Genomic DNA, 16,955 nt, shown 5'->3' on the forward strand with positions numbered 1-16,955 from the left:
GCCGGGGCAGGCCTGATAATCCTGGATATGTGAGTCAAGCACATGATTTCTACTCGCTGATGTGCTTATCTTATATATGTTTGCATCGCAGACGTCAGTAGTGTGATCTGCATCCCCTCTTTGTGGGATATGGATCACATAAGGACAGGCGCATGTGCAACACCTCGGATATGGCACCCTCTACCTTCCAGGAGCTCTGGAATAGGGCTGCAGGCAGCTACCCGGACCGGCCGTTTCTGGTCTTCCGGGAACGGACTGGCGGTCAGGCTTCATGGACTTATGCCCAGTTCGATGCCCTCGTCGCCCGCGTGGCCGGAACGATGGCCGCTCACGGAGTCGGCCGCGGCGACGCGGTGCACATTGCCCTGCGCAATTGCCCGGCATTCGTTCTGGTGTGGTTGGCCGCCGCCCGGCTCGGAGCTTGGATCGTCTCGGTGGATCCGGCCTCATCGCGCAAGGACATCGAGCTGCAGATCCGCCGCACGGCACCCAAGCTCGGGTTCTGCGCTGCCGAACGGGCCCAGGTCTACCGGAGCGCTGCCGCCGATCTGCTCCATGCCGTCGTGGAGCTCAGCGAAACGGCAGCGGACACCCTTGACGGCTCCGGCTTGCTCGGGCACGCGGTGGCAGCGGTGGCCGTTGCCCCTGCCGATCGTCTGGCTCTCATGTTCACCTCCGGCACCACCTCCGCACCCAAGGGCGTGGTGCTGACGCAAGCAAACTACCACCACACCTCGACCACCATGTCCGAGGTCATCGGGCTGCAGAGCCAGGACCGCTGGTTCGTCACCCTTCCGCTATTCCACGCCAATGCCCAGTTCTACTGCTTCGGACCGGCCATCGCGGCGGGGGCCAGCGTTGGGCTGACCGCTTCCTTCTCCGCCTCCGGGTGGTTCAACCAGGCCGCGGAGCTGGAAGTCACACATGCCAGCCTGTTCGCGGCTCCCATCCGGATGATCCTGGCCCGTCGTCCGCACCACGCACCCAAGCTGGCCTTGAAGCATCTCTGGTTCGCCCAGAGCCTGGGCGAGGAGCACTACCGCGAATTCGCCGAACATGTCGGTGTGGCTCCGCGGCAGCTGTACGGGATGACCGAGACCACAGCCATCGTCACCGGCGACCTGGGTGCCGCACCAAGCCATGATGTCATCGGCACGCGGGCACTCGACCGCACAGTGCGCCTGGTGGACCCGGCGACCGGGCGGTGGTCCGCCCCGGGCGAGACCGGTGTCATCACGGTCGGCGGCGTCCGCGGGGTGGACCTGTTCGAGGGATATCTCGACGACCCGGTGAAAACGGCGGAATGCTTCACCGAGATCGATGGCCAGACCTGGTTCAGCACCGGGGACCTTGCCCGTTGCGACAGCGAAGGCATCTTCAAATTCGTGGGACGAATCGACGACGTCATCAAGGTGGCAGGGGAAAATGTCAGCCTTACCGAAGTCGAGGCCGCCCTGGCCCAAGCGCCCGGCATCCTCGAGGTTGCCGTGCTCGCCCGGCCCGATCCGATCCGTGACCAGGTGCCGGTGGCCTTCGTGGTGCCCCGCGACCCGGCATGCCCTCCCCTGGCAGCCGAGCTGGACCTGTGGGCCGCGGAGCATCTTGCCCCGCAGAGCCGGCCGAGGGACTGGACGGTGATCGAGGAGCTTCCCCGCACCAGCGTGGGCAAGATCCGCCGCTTCAAACTCAACGCCATGCCAGAGCATGAGCGGACGGTCCCGGAGCAAGCCTCGGCGAGGGCAGCGAAATGACCCTCGAATCCGAATTGCTCAAGGCCCTGGCCGGGGGCGCCTCGGCCCATGAACTCCGGGCGCTTTCCACGCGGGAAACCACCGCGGATTCCCTCGCCGCCCCGATGGCCCTGGGGCAAGCACTGCAAATCCGCCAGCACCTGGATGACCTTGCCGAACGCGAGCGGAGTCTGGTCCAGCTCTCCGATTCCGTGCGGGAACTTGCCGGCCTCGACGCGATGGACAGCGTCTTGCTGTCCATCGTCTCACGCAGCCGGCGGTTGCTGATGGCGGATGTGGCCTACTTCCTTGCCTTCGACCAAGACACCGCGGTGGCCAGCATGATGGTCTCGGAAGGGATCCTCAGCGATGCCTTCGCGAATCTGCAGGTTCCTCCCAAAGAAGGCATTTCGGGGCTGATCGCGGCATCGCGCAAACCGAGCTGGACAGCCGACTACATGGCCGATGACCGCTACCGCCATAACGCGGTGATCGACTCCGCCACCCGCGAGGAAGGGCTGCGCGCCATCCTGGGCGTACCGGTCCTCCGGGCTGGACGAGTGGTCGGCCTGCTGCTTGCCGCAGACCGCAGGGCCCACGACTTCCTCCCGCAGGATGTCGAGCTGCTTTTCTCGCTCGCCCAGCATGCAGGGATCCTCATCGAAAACGCCACCTTGCACCAGGCCGGACTGCAGACGGTGGAGCGGCTCGAAGAGGCCGTGCAGTCGCTGCGCGCCAGCGAGGCAGCCACCGCCACGATCATGGATTTCCAGGATCGGCTCTTCGCCCTGCTGATGACCAAGGGGTCCTTGAATGACCTGGCCCAGCTGGTGCGCGAAACACTGGGCGGGACGGTGATCGTAGGCGACGAGGAAGGACGGCTCATGGCTCGTGCGGGAGCCGCTCAAACGCCCGTCGAGGAAGGGTTCGGCTGGACGATCGAACGGATCGGGATCGATACGGCGCCGATGGGATTCGTCGCCCACCTCGGCGAGCCCATGCAGGTTCCGGTGGGCGCCGCCGACCAGCGGCAGATCCTGGCAAGGGCCGCAACGGTGGCAGCCTTGCTGGTCTCGAAACTGCAGGCAGACCTGAGCACGGTGCGCGAGCGAAGCGTTGAACTGATCGGCGAATTATTGCGCGAGCCTGCCTCGGATCGAGTACCCATGCTGCAGTCCGGCCTTCCCGTCGATATCCATTCGCTGGGCACGGTGCTCATTGCCCAGGCACCTGCCAAATCGCAGCTAATGCGCAGTGCCCAGCAGCGCGCGGACCGCGAGGGCGGTCTGGCGGCGCCTTTTCGCGACGCGGTGCTGCTGTGGCTGCCATCCCAGAAAGTGCGCGAAGCCGCCCGTAACGCAGCCGAGGCGCTCGCGGACCTGACCGGCGCCCCGGTGACGGTGGGCGGCGCAAGTCTGCTAGATGGGCCCGGCAGCCTCGCAACGGCAGCCAATGAGGCCGTACACACCCTGCGGGCGCTGCTCGCGCTGGGCCATGAAGGAACCGGCGCCCACAGTTCTGATGTCGCGCCATTCCCTGCGATCATGGCCAACAACACGCCGGACGAGTTGCGGACCTTTGTCCGCGAGACGCTCGGCACGCTGCTCGACTACGACACGCGCCATGGCACCGACCTTGCCGCCACCCTGGATCAGGTCTATGCCAGCGGCTCAAACGCGACCGTCGCCGCAGACGCCCTGTTTGTGCACACCAACACGGTCCACCAACGGCTCGCTCGCATTGACCAGGTCACGGGCGAAAACTGGCGCGATGGCAACGTTGCCATGCGCCGCCAGCTGGCCCTGAAAATCAGGGCGCTCATGGACCATCCCATGGGCCGGGACCCCGCCACGCATTCCACCTCCGTTTCCACCTCCACAGCCAAAGGAAAAGCATCATGACTTCTTTCCAGCATTCGTCGACAACGGTGTCGGCCATCAGGCGCCGTCGCGCGTTCATCGGCGCCACGGTCGGGCACCTCATTGAATGGTACGACTACGGGATCTACGGCTTCCTGGCCGTATTCATCGGCAACGCGTTCTTCGACGCCTCGAACCCGGTGACCAGCCTGCTCAGCAGCTTCGCGGTCTTCGCGTTGAGCTTCTTCATCCGCCCGCTGGGAGGGATCTTCTTCGGCCCGCTGGGCGACAAGATCGGCCGCAAGAAGACGCTGCTGATTGTCCTCATACTGATGGCAGGCTCAACCTTCACCCTCGGACTGTTGCCCACCCAAGCTGCGGTCGGCATGGCCGCGCCGATATTGCTGATCCTGGTGCGCTGCATCCAGGGATTCTCGGCAGGCGGCGAGATCGGCACGATCACCAGCTTCATCGCCGAATACGCCGGGCCCGGCCGCCGCGGATACTCCACCAGCTGGCTCATGGTCACCGCGGTGCTGGGTCTGGTGCTGGGCGGGCTGGTGGCCAATGGGATGATCTTCATCCTGGGCACCGAAACCATGGCCGCCGGCGGCTGGCGGATTCCCTTCCTCGTCGCAGGTCCATTGGGCCTGATTGCCATGTACATCAGGCTCAAGCTTGAGGACAGCCCCGAATTCCAGGCCCTTCAAGCAGCCGGTGAAACGTCCAAGGCCCCGCTACGCGAAGTATTCCAGTGGAAGCGCGCCATGGGCATCGTGTTCTTTGTCATCACCCTGCACAGCTCGCTGTTCTACCTGGTGCTGACCTACGCATCGACCTTCATGGCCAAGTCCCTCGGCTTTGACAGCGGCACCACCCTGCTCTACGTGTTCCTGGCCAGCGTGCTGTCCGCGGTGGTCATGCCATTCGGGGGCATGTTCACTGATAAATATGGACGGCGCAACTTCCTGCTCGTCATCGGGCTTGCTGCCACCGCCGCGCTCTACTGGTTCTTCGCGGCAGCTTCCGCGGCCACGCCCCAAGGGTTCATCTACCCGCTGCTGGCCGTCGCGGTGCTGTTTGGCCTGTATGCCTCGTCCACGTACGCGATGATGTCGGAATTGCTGCCCACCCGCATCCGTTCCACCGGCATCGCCATTGCCTATAACATCCCAGTCGCCGTGTTCGGCGGCAGCGCTCCTTTGATCGCCACCTGGCTGATTGCCCGTACCGGAGACATCAGCTCACCGTGGTATTTCTTCGTTGGCACGGGCATCGCATCCCTGATTGCACTCGTGGTTCTGCGGAAGTCCGACTTCGACCGCAGCCACGCAGCCTCGGCGCCAGCAGTGGGAGCGACAGTGCCAACGGGAAACGCCAAGCACAGCGTATGACGCGGTCCTGGCCTTGAAGACAGCAACCAGGATCCAGACTAGGGGAAAGAACCACGCATGAGCATCAAAGAGCACTTCGGAAAAGACATCCTGCTGACCGGTTGGGGGCATTCGCCGTTCGGGAAATTGTCCGATGAGACCCTCGAATCGCTGATCGTCCAAGTTGCCGCGGAAGCGATATCCGCTTCGGGAGTGGACGCAGACCAAATAGACGAGATCTATCTGGGCCAGTTCAATTCCGGGCTCACGCCGCTGGCCTTCACCTCGTCGCTGGCCCTGCAAACCGATCCAGCATTGGCCAATGTGCCCGCCACCAGGGTGGAAAATGCCTGTGCTTCGGGATCCGCTGCCTTCCAGCAGGGCGTGAAGTCGCTGCTGGCCGGAACTGCGCGGAATGTGCTGGTGATCGGCGCCGAGAAAATGACCCATGCACCGGCTTCGCAGGTGGGCGCTGCGTTGCTAGGCGCGGACTACGCGATGGCCGGGCAGGAATCCAGTTCCGGCTTCGCCGGGTTGTTCGCCGGTGTGGCCAAGCACTACAACGCGCGCTATGGGGATGCCGGTGACGCCATGGGATCGATCGCTGCCAAGAACCACCGCAACGGCGTGGACAATCCCTACGCCCAGCTGCGCAAGGACCTCGGCGAAGAATTCTGCCGGACGGTCTCTGAAAAGAATCCGATGGTTGCCGATCCGCTGCGGCGCACGGATTGCTCACCGGTTTCCGATGGGGCCGCAGCAGTGGTCCTCTCGCTGGGACCAGGTTCCGGCCGCGCAACGGCCGACCCCGTCCGGTTGGCGGGATTCGGGCAGGCCAACGATTTCCTGCCCGCCGCCCGGCGCGACCCCACCGCGTTTGCTGCCACTCGTATCTCTTTCGAGCGGGCCTTCGACATGGCCGGGGTCGGGCTCACCGACCTGGACTTCGCCGAGGTGCACGACTGCTTCACTATCGCGGAGCTGCTGATGTACGAAGCCATGGGGTTGACGGCCCCCGGCGAGGGCCAGCGAGCCCTCGAGGAGGGATGGGTCTACAAGGACGGCAAGCTCCCCATCAATATTTCTGGTGGGTTGAAGGCCAAAGGGCACCCGGTCGGTGCCACCGGAGTCTCCCAGCATGTCATTTCAGCAATGCAGCTTTCCGGTACGGCAGGTGCCATGCAGCTGCCGAACCCGCGGCGAGCTGCCGTGCAGAACATGGGCGGCGTGGGCATCGCCAACTACGTGAGCTTGCTCGAAGCCATCTAGCTTCATGCTAGGCCTGGCCCTTTGCCCGGGAACCGCGGGATTCCCGGGCAAAGGACTTGCCTCTTGCGCCCTGACTTTGACCGCTTATAGATTGATGGACTATGACCGACAGTTCGCAGAAGAATCCGTCCATCGTCCGCCGGCTGCCATTGCTAGCCCTATGCGCCGCCCTATTCCTTTCAGGCTGTTCGGCTCCAGCCCCGGATTCCGGCGACGCCAAGAACCCTGTCTCCGAGAGCACGCGGCTGGCCAGCGTAACTGAAGCCGGAACGCTCAAGGTCTGTACCACCGGCGATTACCGCCCCTTCACTTACCTTGACCCAAAGTCCGGCGAATGGTCCGGAATCGATGTCGAGATGGCGAAGAGCCTCGCAAAATCGCTAGAGGCCGAGGTTGAATTCATCCAAACCACTTGGAAAGATCTGATGCCTGATTTCACCTCCAAGTGCGACATCGCCGTAGGCGGTGTATCAATTTCCTTGGAGCGCTCGCAGCAGGCCTACTTCAGCGAGGCCACCCTAGACGAGGGTAAAACTCCCATTACCTTGTGTGAAAACGTTGAAAAATACGACACCATCAAGGAAATCAATAAGCCTGGTGTCCGCTCAATCACGCCCATTGGCGGAACGAACGAGAAATTTGCCGAGGCGAATTACCCGGAAGGGGAGATCATTCGCTTTGAGGACAACAATACGATCTTTGATGAAATCATTGCCGGGCGTGCCGATGTGATGACCACCGATGCGTCGGAGACGCGTTGGGTGGCCAATGAACATCCTCAGCTTTGCGCCGTGCATCCAGATAAGCCTTTTAATTTCTCGCAGAAGGCCTATTTGCTGCCCCTGGGTGATGACGAATTCCAAGAATATGTTGATCAATGGCTGAATATGTCCAAGAATGATGGCACTCTTGCAGCCGCAGAAAAGCCATGGTTCGGCTAGCCGATACCGATCAAAACGAACAAGTCGCATCCATCCGAAAAGTCTCGGATAGATGCGACTTGTTTCAGTTCACCTTTATCGGTTCCAGGCGTTAGTTCTGCCAGAACGGGTAGTCCGTGTAGCCTTCGGCACCCTCGGTGTAGAAGGTGGAGGCATCTGGCTCATTCAGTGGAAGCTCTTCGCGCCACCGGCGTACAAGGTCCGGGTTGGCAATTGCGGGGCGGCCCACAACGACTGCGTCTGCCCATCCGCCAGAGGCAACCGCTGTTGCGTCTTCATAAGTGGTAATCGTTTGGAACCCGGTATTCAGCAGCACCGGTCCGCCAAAGGTGGAACGCAGACCCTGAACGAGGTCTCCTGATGGTTCCTTATGCAGAATGCTCAAGGCAGCCAATCCTAGCGGGGCGATACCTTCGAGCAAGGCAGTGTAGGTCGCCGTAACGTCGGCTCGGTCCAGCTCGGTGGTGCCCTGGACGTTGTGCTCGGGCGAGATCCGCAGTCCGGTCTTCCCAGCACCAATTTCATTGGCGACGGCCTTCACTACCTCGATGACAAAGCGGGCGCGGTTTTCCGGGGTCCCTCCATAGCCATCGGTTCGGGTGTTGGAGCTCGGTGCGAGGAACTCGTGCAGCAAGTATCCGTTGGCACCATGCAGTTCGACACCGTCAAATCCGGCGGCGATTGCATTGCGCGAGCCCTGCACAAATTCTTCGATGATTCCCGGCAGTTCTACGGTGCCAAGGGCGCGAGGCACTGGGTATGGGTGCTTACCTGTGTAGGTGCGTGACTCGCCTTCCACAGCGATGGCACTTGGCGCGACTATGTGGTCCTGCCCGGTGGTTCCCGGATGTGTCACGCGTCCGGCATGCATTACCTGAGCAACAATGAGCCCGCCTTCGGCATGGACCGCGTCGGTCACCTTCTTCCAGCCGGAGATCTGTTCCTCGGTGACCAGTCCCGGCTGGCGGACAAAGCCTTGGCCGGTAATGCTGGGATAGACGCCTTCGCTGACAATCAAGCCCATCGATGCGCGCTGCCGATAGTACTCAACCACCTGGTCATCGGGGACCCCGTCCTTGCGTGAACGGGAACGGGTAAGCGGCGCCATGACTAGTCGATTGGAAAGGCTGAGATCGCCGAGCGTAAGCGGTGAGAACAGATCCATAGGTAGGACTCCTGAAGATTGTAGTTGCTTCGTGCAACCAGCCAGCCACCCGCTATATTCCTGCTCCGCACCCTAAGTGAGATGGATTACGCGCTGGCCGAATTGTTCGCCTATGGGCTGCAGATCGATATGCCAGAAGACAAAGACAGCACACGGCAATGAAAAGTGTCAGCCGTTGGCGCCGAGTACAGCCCTTCTGATTCTCGCCTGAACCACCAGCGCAAAGGGCGAGCAGCAGCGCAGAGGATCGCGCTGCTGCTCGCCCTTACTATTCTTCTGTCGAGCTACCAGAAATGAGGTGCTACCCGACCTACCGACCCATCTCGGTGCAAACGCAGAGCCTGTTCCCCTGTGGATCCGTAGCTACAACGAAGTTTGGCGAATTGTCATGGTTCAATCTGGCACCGGCGAGCTTGAGCCCGTCAATGATGTCCCAATGGTGGGAGTGAGGCACCGAGACATCCACATGAAAACGATTGTCATTGGGCGTATCAGTCTTTTGGAACCAGATGGCAGGTCCCCGCCCGTAAGGGTCCGTGAGACTGCCGTCGCTCTGCTCCTTGTATCCCAGTGCGGTGCGCCATATTTCAGAGATTTGCTTCGGGTCATCGGTATCAATGGCAATTTCCACCGGCCGAATGAGATTCAAATTTGCTGGTGCGCCATGCTTTTCCGCGAGATCTGAGATCTTTTCGGCTAGTTGGGTATCGCGTTGCGATACTCCCCCGACATCGTGGGAGACCAGTGACACGAATAAGGTGTCGTAGCGCCAATCCACATCCGGGTGATGGTTTGCTTCTTCGGCTAAGGCACCAATTTCGGCAAAGAATTCCAAAGCAATGGCAGCCGATGGACATTTAAAGGCCGTCCGCAAAACGCCCAGGACGTACCGCCAGTGCGGTAAGTGGGTTAGTTTGGCCTCTCGGGTTGCTTGATCCAAAACTTCATTGTCAGACATGGTCCTCGCCTCTCGTGCATTCACGGATTCACGGTTACCGCGAAACTACGGCTCTTGCATAAACACAGTCTCCCACCATCGAAGTCATGCGTGAAGAGCTGGCAGGAGTCAATCAGAATTCACAGCCTGGGACGTTTATGCAGCGCTCCTTGGGCACCGGAAAAGCGCTCTAGACAGAACCAGATCAGATGATTTACCAGCCAAGTCAACCTCTGGTTTCACAAGCATCACCGCTGGTAGTCTCGGTTCATGGATGAAGAATTGCGCGAGTTCCTGAAGTCTTTCGCCCACGTGGCAGAACTTGCCGAGCAATACCACCAGCAGCCCAAGGGCAAGCTTTTGGCCCCGCTGCTGGCTGAACATCTGGGATTAGATCCTGGCACGCTCTCCCTTGTTGTTGAAAACTTCGCATCCCACCGCTTGGCCGACGCGAATATTGTCCTGGAACGATTGATCTGCGTTGATCCGCAGGCCAGAGTCATCGGTTTGGCAGGCCAAGAACGGCATCACTTTGACCTCAGCGACCTGATTGGCGTTCAAGGCAACTTCGGAGTGCTTGGCGAACCTTCCTACACCACGTTGGCGGTGGGTCCCGGAAAGCAGCAACGATTCCTGTCTTTCGGCATTCACTTATTCATCACAGAGCAAACACCCATGGTCATCCTGTTATGCCAGGCAAACCCGGAATACGGCAAACCGGAAGCGACTTTGGAAGTCTTGTGCGCCGATGAGAAGCTTGTCGATTCCTTCCTCGCCGATTTCCGCGAGGGGCTGCACACCACCAGCATCTACCGCGGCCAAGTCATTTCTTTCAAGTCCAGCGAGTACTCCGAATCCAATGCCGGCATCACCTTCCACCAGCGCGAAGAAATCGGTGACGAGCAGCTGATCCTTCCTGCGGGTCTGCGAGAACGAATCGAAGAGCAGGTGCTGGGCATCGGAATCCACCGTGATGCCCTCTTGGCTCATGGTTCCCATCTCAAACGCGGGGTGCTGCTTTATGGCCCGCCGGGGACGGGCAAGACCCACACGGTTCGATATCTGGCTTCGGCGGCTAAGGATCATACGGTCATCTTGCTCAACGGCAATACCCTGTCCTTGGTTTCGCAGGCCTCGGCCATGGCTCGTGCGTTGCAGCCATCCATCGTGGTGCTCGAGGATTGCGATCTGATTGCCGAAGACCGCAGCTTTGGCCATGGACCGCAGCCCTTGCTCTTTGAGGTCTTGGATTCAATGGATGGACTGGATTCTGACGCAGATGTGTCATTTGTGCTGACCACCAACCGGGTGGAATCCTTGGAACGGGCTCTGGTCCAGCGTCCGGGACGTATCGATCTGGCGGTCCAGATACCCCGGCCCGATTTTGACGGGCGCAAGGCGCTGCTTCGGCTCTACGGTTCAAAACTGGAGTTGTCCCAGGAAACAGTGGACTCGGTGGCTCAGCTGACCGAGGGAACTACCGCGTCGTTCACCCGCGAGGTAATCCGCCGGGCCATCTTGACCGCTTCCATCGCCGGAGTGCAGGTCACCGAGCGGCACGTGCGCATTTCAGCGGCAGACCTCATGGATGATTCCGCGACGCTGACCCGGAACTTCCTCGGCGGCACCGAAGACCCAGACCTGGACGGAGGGGAACCGGACGAGGAAAGCTACGGATCCTTTGGCTGGTCGCCGCTGCCTGAGACGAGGAGTTTCGGATTTGTCACCGATACGGAATCACGTTCCGGCGCGGAGTCGCCTGAAGCGAAAGACGACTAGGCCGTGTCTCGTTATCCTCTAGGAATGGCCTTGCAATGACGGAGAGGTGAATCCTCGATATCGGCTGATGACCGCTACCGTGCCGGGATCGCTTGGCGCGATCTTCCCGAGCACTACGGGGTCATGGGACACCACCTTTGGTGTGCTGCTTTCCCACGCAGACTCTCATGGGTCGATTGCTTGGGAGGTTGTCGGTGGGCTCCGCGATTACTCGCGCCCAGCTGACAAGGTGCCAAGTCTAGGGATGCTGGTTCTTCGGTTAAATGCGACACAGTTGCAACTCCAGAAATATCAGGAGTTGCAACTGTGGGTACTCGCCCTTAATCCTACGGAGGGATATGAGGCCTGTGCTTTGCCACGCAGGTGTAGCGGAGCGCCTAGTTGTATTGAATGACCGCGCGCACGACATCGCCCTGATCGAGTTGGCTGTAGCCTTTGCGGATGTCAGCAAGGCTAAAGCGATGGGTGATCAGTTCATCGAGCTTGTACTTGCCCTGCCGGTACAGCGCGAGAATCGTCGGGATGTCGCGTCGCAACGAGGAAGAGCCCATCACGGTGCCACGCACGGTAATGTCATTCATGACCAGCTGGTTGATCGGCAAATCCAAGCGGAACGAGGCTGGATTGCCCAGAGCCGCAAGTACCAGCCTTCCGCCCTGGTCGAGGATGGATACCGCCTGAGCTGCCAGCGCGGCGACCGGAACAGTCAAGATCACCACGGTTGGTTTGCGGCCGTGGCTCGCCTTATGTATGTATTCACTAGCCTCATCCAATGAAGCAAAAGCGGCATCAGCACCGAATTCGCGGGCCAGCGCCAACTTGTTGGGCGAGAGGTCCACTGCCACGACAGTTGAGGCTCCAGCGACCTTGGCACCCTGCACTGCGTTGGTGCCTACACCGCCCATGCCAACTACCACCACATGGTCGCCTGGCTGCACCTTGCCAGCGTGTACCGCCGCGCCAAAGCCTGTGGGAATCGCGCAGCCCAGCAGGGCCGCCACATCCATGGAGATGTCCTTGTCGATGACGACGCAGGCCGTGGCCTTCACAATGGCGTGCTCGGCAAAGGTGCCAATCAGGCTCTGCGCGTTAAGGGCGACCCCGTCCTGCGAGAAGCGCGGGTTCGGGTCGCCGGCCTTGACCTGGTCGATTTCCGTGCACAGATGCGCCTTCCCATCCACGCAGTAGCGGCACAAGCCGCAACTTGGCCGGAAGGTGAAAACCAGATGGTCGCCGGGTTTGATGTGGGAGACCCCTTCACCCACGGAAACAGCCACGCCAGCACCTTCATGGCCGCCGACCAGCGGGAACTGCGCGGGCAATTCACCGTGCCGGATGTGCTCGTCGGTATGGCACAGACCGGCTGCGCCCATGCGAACCAAGATCTCGCCGGGGCGGATATCTGTCTCCCGCAATTCAACTTCGCGGATATCCCACTCGGCGTCAACGCCGTCGATTACTGCTGCTTGCACTTTCATTTCTAGTCCAATCCAATCCAGGTTGCCTTGACTTCGGTATACGCTTCCAAAGCTTCCGCACCCATTTCACGGCCCCAGCCCGAGGAGCGCATGCCGCCCCATGGTGCTGCCGGGTCCAGGCCCGAGACAGTATTCACACGCACCGCACCCGCGGATATTCGTGCAGCCAGGCGGTGGCCGCGCGCCAAATTTTCAGTCCAGACAGAAGCTGAGAGCCCGTATTCTGAATCGTTGACTCGTGCGATGACCTCGTCTTCATCCGTGTAGGTCATAATGGGCATGACCGGACCGAAGATCTCATCACGGGCTACTGCCATCTGTTCGGTCACTCCAGTGAGCAGTGTCGGCGGATAGAAGCTCCCGGCTGCAAAGTCGCCGCCCATGCGGCTTCCACCCAGCACGGCGCTCGCCCCTTCCCGCAGCGCAGACTGAACCATTTCGTCCACGCGTTCCATGTGCGCAAAACTGTTCAACGGGCCCATCTGGATGCCTTCATCCAAGCCATTGCCTACACTGATGTTGCCCAACTGCTCCTGCGCCCGGGCGATGAACTCGTCGGCGATGGATTCGTGGACATAGAAACGGGAGAGTGCACCGCACACCTGGCCGGAGTTGTTGGTGACATTAGCGATGTTCTTGGCGATGATCTTGTCCAAGTCGGCATCTTCGCAGACGATCGAAGCGGCCTTGCCGCCCAATTCCAGTGAAAGGCGTTTGAGATTTCCGGAAGAAGCGCGAACAATTTCGCGTCCCACGGCGGTCGAGCCGGTGAAGGAGACCTTGTCAATGCCGGAATGCTCGGTGATCAGCCTTCCTGTTGCACCGGCTCCGGTGACGACGTTCAGCACCCCCTGCGGCAGACCTGCTTCTTCCATGATTTCGGCCAAGCGCAAGGTGGTCAATGACGTCTGTTCAGCTGGCTTGAGCACCACGGTGTTTCCCGTGGCCAGTGCCGGTGCCAGTTTCCAAGCTGCAATGAGCAGAGGGAAATTCCATGGCGTGATAAGTCCGCAGACCCCGACTGGCACCCGTTGGGTGTACAGCATGGCGTCCCGGCGGGAAACCGAAGGGACTCTGCCGTCGAGCTTGGTGCACCATCCGGCAAAGTAGCGGAAATGCTCGGCCGCTCCGGCCACCGACATGCCCGCCGAAACGCGCAAGGGCTGTCCCTGATCGAGAGTTTCCAAGCGCGATAACTCGGCGGCGTTAGCCTCAATGCCGTCGGCGATGGCCCAAAGCAGGCGTGCACGTTCGTTGGGAAGCATTTGGCCCCAGGCAGGCGTATCCAAAGCTCGGCGGGCGGCGCCTACCGCGGCATCAACTTCGGCAGCGGTGGCCTCGCCCAAGTTGCCCAGATGTTCGCCGTTCGCGGGATTGATGGCTTCGTGGGCAATACCGGAAATTGGTTCGCGCCATTGTCCGTCAATGAGGAAATTGCTCAATCCGCCGAGGACGAGTCCTCGGTCAGTTTGGCTGGATTGCTCTACTAGGTTCACGCTGCGCTCCTTGAAATTGATACTGAGAAGAGCATCCCAAGGTCGCGACTATATATCCAATACTAAAAATGGGTGCACGATATAGGATAAAAATATGGATACTCGTTTACTTCGATACTTTCTGGCAATTGTCGAGGAAGGCTCCATTTCGCGTGCCGCCTCTCGCCTGCATATGACCCAGCCGCCGTTGAGTGCGGCTCTGGCCCAGCTTGAACGTGATTTATCGGTTTCTCTGGTCACGCGCAATGCGCGCGGAATCATTCCGACCAAAGCCGGCCAAGAGCTAACGCGTTATGCCAATGAACTGCTGGGCTCGATGGACGATGAGCGTCATCGCCTGCAGCTGATTGAGGCCGGAGGAATCGGAGACCTGCGCCTGGCCGTGGTCTCCCCCTTCCTTTGGGGGCGCATGCCGCGTCTGCTTGAGAGCTTTGCCGAAGCCGCCCCGCAAGTGGATGTTACCGTCACCTCGCCGGCACCGCTTGAGGTGCTCGACGCTGTGCGCACTGGAAAGGCCGACCTGGGCGTCATCTCGGTGACTTCAGTTGATGATCTCAGCGAGCGATGGGGCCATCACTTGCACGTCCACCGGGTGGGGTCCTTTCCGCTGATCGCCGCACTGCCCTCTGGCTACAGTGCTGCCCAGGGGCCTTTCGACCTAACCGAGCTGGATGGCGCGACATGGTTCATGGTGCGCGCGACGCTTGGGGTCGACAGCTTGCCGGAAATCATTACCAATGCTTGGCGCGATCATCGAGTGCGGCCCGGGCGTGTGCGCATGGTCGAGTCGGTCCCCACCGCGGTGCCCTTGATTGCCGCAGGCCTTGGCGTCTCATTAGTGCCCGAGCCGGTACGCACCATGCCTGGCGGCGGTGTCGTTCTGCGCGAGTTGAAGCAGGAGCTTCCACAGCTGCAATCGGCGCTCATCTACAGCCGGCGTGTTGAATTCACTGCCGTGATGAAGCTTTTCCTGGAACTGGCTTTAGAGACGGGGGACGCAGGGTATAGGCAAAACCAATAGGGTTGGCAGGTTTTTCCAACTTGTCGTATATGCCGGGCACTGGGATCGTTATGTTGAATGAGTCACACCATTTAGGGTGATGGAGCACTTTTCTAACGAAGGATCCAGATATGAAGCGTCGATCATTGCTAGGCCTGATGCTGGCGGCCCCGCTCTTGGCGGCTTGCAGTGCACAAGGCAATCAGCCAGCGGCAACAGGCGGCTCCGGAACTGCTGCCGGCCTGCTGACCGTAGGCATGATTCCGGTAGCTCATTTCGCTCCGGTTTATATTGCCCAGCAAGAGGGCCTTTTCAAAGCCGAAGGTTTGGAAGTCAAGACCCAAGTGATCCAGAACGCTGCCTCTATCGTTCCCTCGGTGATCAACGGCCAGCTGTCCTTCGGGACCTCGGCCGGCACCCCGTTCATTAACGCGGTAGCCAAGAACCTGCCAGTGCGAGCGGTGGCTCCTGCGGGTGCGAATCCGGCTACGCCCAAGGAAGATACCATCGGACTGGTGGTACGGGCCGACGGACCCAAGACGCTGCAGGATCTGCCGGGCAAAACCATGGCCATCAATGCCCAGGGCGCGCAGCCGCACATCGCCGCATCAAAGGTGCTGCTGGATGCCGGAGTCGATCCGAAGAGCGTGAGCTTCGTGGCAATGCCAATGGCCGATGCACTGGCTGCACTCAAGCAAGGCCGCATCGACGCGGCCGGACTGGCCGAACCATTTGTCACCATTGCCCAGAACCAAGGCGACAAAGTTCTCTCGGCGCTTTACTCACTAGCGTTCAAGGGCACCGGGATGGAATCGGTATATTTCAGTTCCAATAATCTCGTAGAGGGCAATCGCCCTGAAGTCGAAGCCTTCCAGCGTGCGATGCTCAAGGCCAACGAACTGGCAAATGCAGATTCTCAGCTGCTGCAATCGATTCTGGTGTCCAAGCTGGAAATGGACAAGGACCTGGCCGCGAAGATGGTCATCCCGACCTATGGCACCGATATGGATCCATCGACTTTGGTAGAAATCTCGAAGGTCATGGTTGAAACCGGCTTCCTCAACCAGGAGCAGCCGGGCGACAAATTGGTGATGTCATGAGTACCGGCACATGGGGGATGTCTCTCGGCAAAGCGGTCAAAACCCGTCAGCGCCGGCTGCGCATGAACCACTCCCTGCTGGGACTGGGAACTGTCCTGTTTGCCTTGCTGCTCTGGGAATTGGCTGCCAAATCCGGGATTCTTCCGGCAGTGGCGTTTCCTCCGGCAAGCGCGGTGCTCGCAGCACTCGGACAGCTCGTGATCGGCACTGGATTCTGGATAGCATTGGGCGCAACCTTATCCGGCGCAGGGGTGGGTCTGCTGATTGTCGTTGCCCTGGCTTTGCCGTTGGGACTGGCTATCGGACGATTGCAGGCAGTCGCCAAATCAACCACCTTGGTGATTGAGTTCCTCAAGCCTATTCCGCCAGTAGCATTGCTGCCGTTGGCGCTATTGTTCTGGGGCCCATCGCCGACCATGAAGATCTTCCTGGTGGTAATGGGCGCTCTCTGGCCACTGCTGGTCCAGGTGATCTACGGTGCCCGTGGCGTGGAGAAGACGCAGCTGGACCTCTCGCGTTCTTATCGGCTCGGCTGGGTGCGCACGGTGCGCCATATTCTGTTGCCGACCTTGTTGCCGCATGCCCTGGTAGGACTGCGTGTATCTGCCAGCATCGCGATTGTCGTAGCGGTCGTGGCAGAGCTGATCGGCGGCGCCCCGGGATTGGGGCAAGATATCGCCTTGGCGCAGAACTCGGCGGATCTGCCAAAGATGTACGCACTGATTATGGCCACTGGCCTTCTTGGACTGGCCATTAACGGCCTGTTCAGCCTGATCAGCAAGCCCTTGCTGTTCTGGCACCCATCGGTGCGGACGAAGGAGAACTGAG

At 60.4% G+C, this 16,955-nt stretch carries 13 protein-coding genes; 9 read left to right on the plus strand and 4 right to left on the minus strand.

The features are described 5' to 3' along the window. Positions 1 to 152 precede the first annotated feature (152 nt). The 5 genes from LG294_RS16350 (at position 153) to LG294_RS16370 (ending at position 7,172) form a co-directional block, all read left to right on the plus strand. Positions 153 to 1,751 (plus strand): class I adenylate-forming enzyme family protein, encoded by a 1,599-nt coding sequence (locus LG294_RS16350; protein WP_404287598.1) that lies wholly within the window; start codon positions 153 to 155, stop codon positions 1,749 to 1,751. Then, positions 1,748 to 3,631, plus strand: a complete 1,884-nt coding sequence (locus tag LG294_RS16355; RefSeq protein ID WP_404287600.1) for a helix-turn-helix domain-containing protein — start codon at positions 1,748 to 1,750, stop codon at positions 3,629 to 3,631. Before LG294_RS16350 ends, LG294_RS16355 begins: the two co-directional genes overlap by 4 nt. Then, positions 3,628 to 4,983, plus strand: coding sequence for an MFS transporter (locus LG294_RS16360; protein WP_404287602.1), 1,356 nt, complete (start codon positions 3,628 to 3,630; stop codon positions 4,981 to 4,983). Before LG294_RS16355 ends, LG294_RS16360 begins: the two co-directional genes overlap by 4 nt. A gap of 57 nt (positions 4,984 to 5,040) precedes the next feature. Then, positions 5,041 to 6,231 (plus strand): acetyl-CoA acetyltransferase, encoded by a 1,191-nt coding sequence (locus tag LG294_RS16365; protein WP_404287604.1) that lies wholly within the window; start codon positions 5,041 to 5,043, stop codon positions 6,229 to 6,231. A gap of 101 nt (positions 6,232 to 6,332) precedes the next feature. Beyond that, positions 6,333 to 7,172, plus strand: coding sequence for a transporter substrate-binding domain-containing protein (locus LG294_RS16370; protein ID WP_404287606.1), 840 nt, complete (start codon positions 6,333 to 6,335; stop codon positions 7,170 to 7,172). Positions 7,173 to 7,263: 91 nt separating this feature from the next. Here LG294_RS16370 and LG294_RS16375 read toward each other — a convergent pair whose 3' ends face one another. Further along, the gene (locus LG294_RS16375; protein ID WP_404287608.1) at positions 7,264 to 8,337 is read right to left on the minus strand and encodes an alkene reductase; all 1,074 of its coding nucleotides are present in this window, start codon (positions 8,335 to 8,337) and stop codon (positions 7,264 to 7,266) included. 310 nt (positions 8,338 to 8,647) lie between these two features. Continuing rightward, on the minus strand, positions 8,648 to 9,295 hold the full coding sequence (locus LG294_RS16380) for a 4a-hydroxytetrahydrobiopterin dehydratase (protein WP_404287610.1): 648 nt from the start codon (positions 9,293 to 9,295) through the stop codon (positions 8,648 to 8,650). Between the two features lie 249 nt (positions 9,296 to 9,544). Here LG294_RS16380 and LG294_RS16385 point away from each other — a divergent pair, with 249 nt between their 5' ends. Further along, complete coding sequence (locus LG294_RS16385) at positions 9,545 to 11,053, plus strand: AAA family ATPase (protein WP_404287612.1); 1,509 nt, start codon at positions 9,545 to 9,547, stop codon at positions 11,051 to 11,053. A gap of 377 nt (positions 11,054 to 11,430) precedes the next feature. On the opposite strand, the gene LG294_RS16390 is transcribed toward LG294_RS16385, so the two are convergent. Both LG294_RS16390 and LG294_RS16395 read right to left on the minus strand, forming a co-directional pair. Continuing rightward, positions 11,431 to 12,531 (minus strand): zinc-binding dehydrogenase, encoded by a 1,101-nt coding sequence (locus LG294_RS16390; protein ID WP_404287614.1) that lies wholly within the window; start codon positions 12,529 to 12,531, stop codon positions 11,431 to 11,433. 2 nt (positions 12,532 to 12,533) lie between these two features. After that, the gene (locus tag LG294_RS16395; RefSeq protein WP_404287616.1) at positions 12,534 to 14,027 is read right to left on the minus strand and encodes an aldehyde dehydrogenase family protein; all 1,494 of its coding nucleotides are present in this window, start codon (positions 14,025 to 14,027) and stop codon (positions 12,534 to 12,536) included. A gap of 94 nt (positions 14,028 to 14,121) precedes the next feature. Between LG294_RS16395 and LG294_RS16400 the strand changes: the two genes are divergently transcribed. The 3 genes from LG294_RS16400 to LG294_RS16410 all read left to right on the plus strand — a co-directional run bounded on the left by LG294_RS16400 (position 14,122) and on the right by LG294_RS16410 (position 16,954). Next, positions 14,122 to 15,048, plus strand: a complete 927-nt coding sequence (locus tag LG294_RS16400) for a LysR family transcriptional regulator (RefSeq protein ID WP_404287618.1) — start codon at positions 14,122 to 14,124, stop codon at positions 15,046 to 15,048. Positions 15,049 to 15,158: 110 nt separating this feature from the next. Next, on the plus strand, positions 15,159 to 16,127 hold the full coding sequence (locus tag LG294_RS16405; protein WP_404287620.1) for an ABC transporter substrate-binding protein: 969 nt from the start codon (positions 15,159 to 15,161) through the stop codon (positions 16,125 to 16,127). Next, a complete protein-coding gene (locus LG294_RS16410; RefSeq protein WP_404287622.1) occupies positions 16,124 to 16,954 on the plus strand; it encodes an ABC transporter permease in 831 nt (276 codons plus the stop codon). The genes LG294_RS16405 and LG294_RS16410 overlap by 4 nt, the downstream gene beginning before the upstream one ends. Position 16,955: the final 1 nt, after the last annotated feature.

Source organism: Glutamicibacter arilaitensis (assembly GCF_044793945.1).
In the GTDB taxonomy this organism is placed as follows: Bacteria; Actinomycetota; Actinomycetes; order Actinomycetales; family Micrococcaceae; genus Glutamicibacter; species Glutamicibacter arilaitensis_B.

What these genes read in the sequence shown, in the direction of transcription:
- LG294_RS16350 (WP_404287598.1), top strand. Translation starts at nt 153, where the DNA reads ATGTGCAACACCTCGGATATGGCACCCTCTACCTTCCAGGAGCTCTGG.
- LG294_RS16355 (WP_404287600.1), top strand. Translation starts at nt 1,748, where the DNA reads ATGACCCTCGAATCCGAATTGCTCAAGGCCCTGGCCGGGGGCGCCTCG.
- LG294_RS16360 (WP_404287602.1), top strand. Translation starts at nt 3,628, where the DNA reads ATGACTTCTTTCCAGCATTCGTCGACAACGGTGTCGGCCATCAGGCGC.
- LG294_RS16365 (WP_404287604.1), top strand. Translation starts at nt 5,041, where the DNA reads ATGAGCATCAAAGAGCACTTCGGAAAAGACATCCTGCTGACCGGTTGG.
- LG294_RS16370 (WP_404287606.1), top strand. Translation starts at nt 6,333, where the DNA reads ATGACCGACAGTTCGCAGAAGAATCCGTCCATCGTCCGCCGGCTGCCA.
- LG294_RS16375 (WP_404287608.1), bottom strand. Translation starts at nt 8,337, where the DNA reads ATGGATCTGTTCTCACCGCTTACGCTCGGCGATCTCAGCCTTTCCAAT.
- LG294_RS16380 (WP_404287610.1), bottom strand. Translation starts at nt 9,295, where the DNA reads ATGTCTGACAATGAAGTTTTGGATCAAGCAACCCGAGAGGCCAAACTA.
- LG294_RS16385 (WP_404287612.1), top strand. Translation starts at nt 9,545, where the DNA reads ATGGATGAAGAATTGCGCGAGTTCCTGAAGTCTTTCGCCCACGTGGCA.
- LG294_RS16390 (WP_404287614.1), bottom strand. Translation starts at nt 12,531, where the DNA reads ATGAAAGTGCAAGCAGCAGTAATCGACGGCGTTGACGCCGAGTGGGAT.
- LG294_RS16400 (WP_404287618.1), top strand. Translation starts at nt 14,122, where the DNA reads ATGGATACTCGTTTACTTCGATACTTTCTGGCAATTGTCGAGGAAGGC.
- LG294_RS16405 (WP_404287620.1), top strand. Translation starts at nt 15,159, where the DNA reads ATGAAGCGTCGATCATTGCTAGGCCTGATGCTGGCGGCCCCGCTCTTG.
- LG294_RS16410 (WP_404287622.1), top strand. Translation starts at nt 16,124, where the DNA reads ATGAGTACCGGCACATGGGGGATGTCTCTCGGCAAAGCGGTCAAAACC.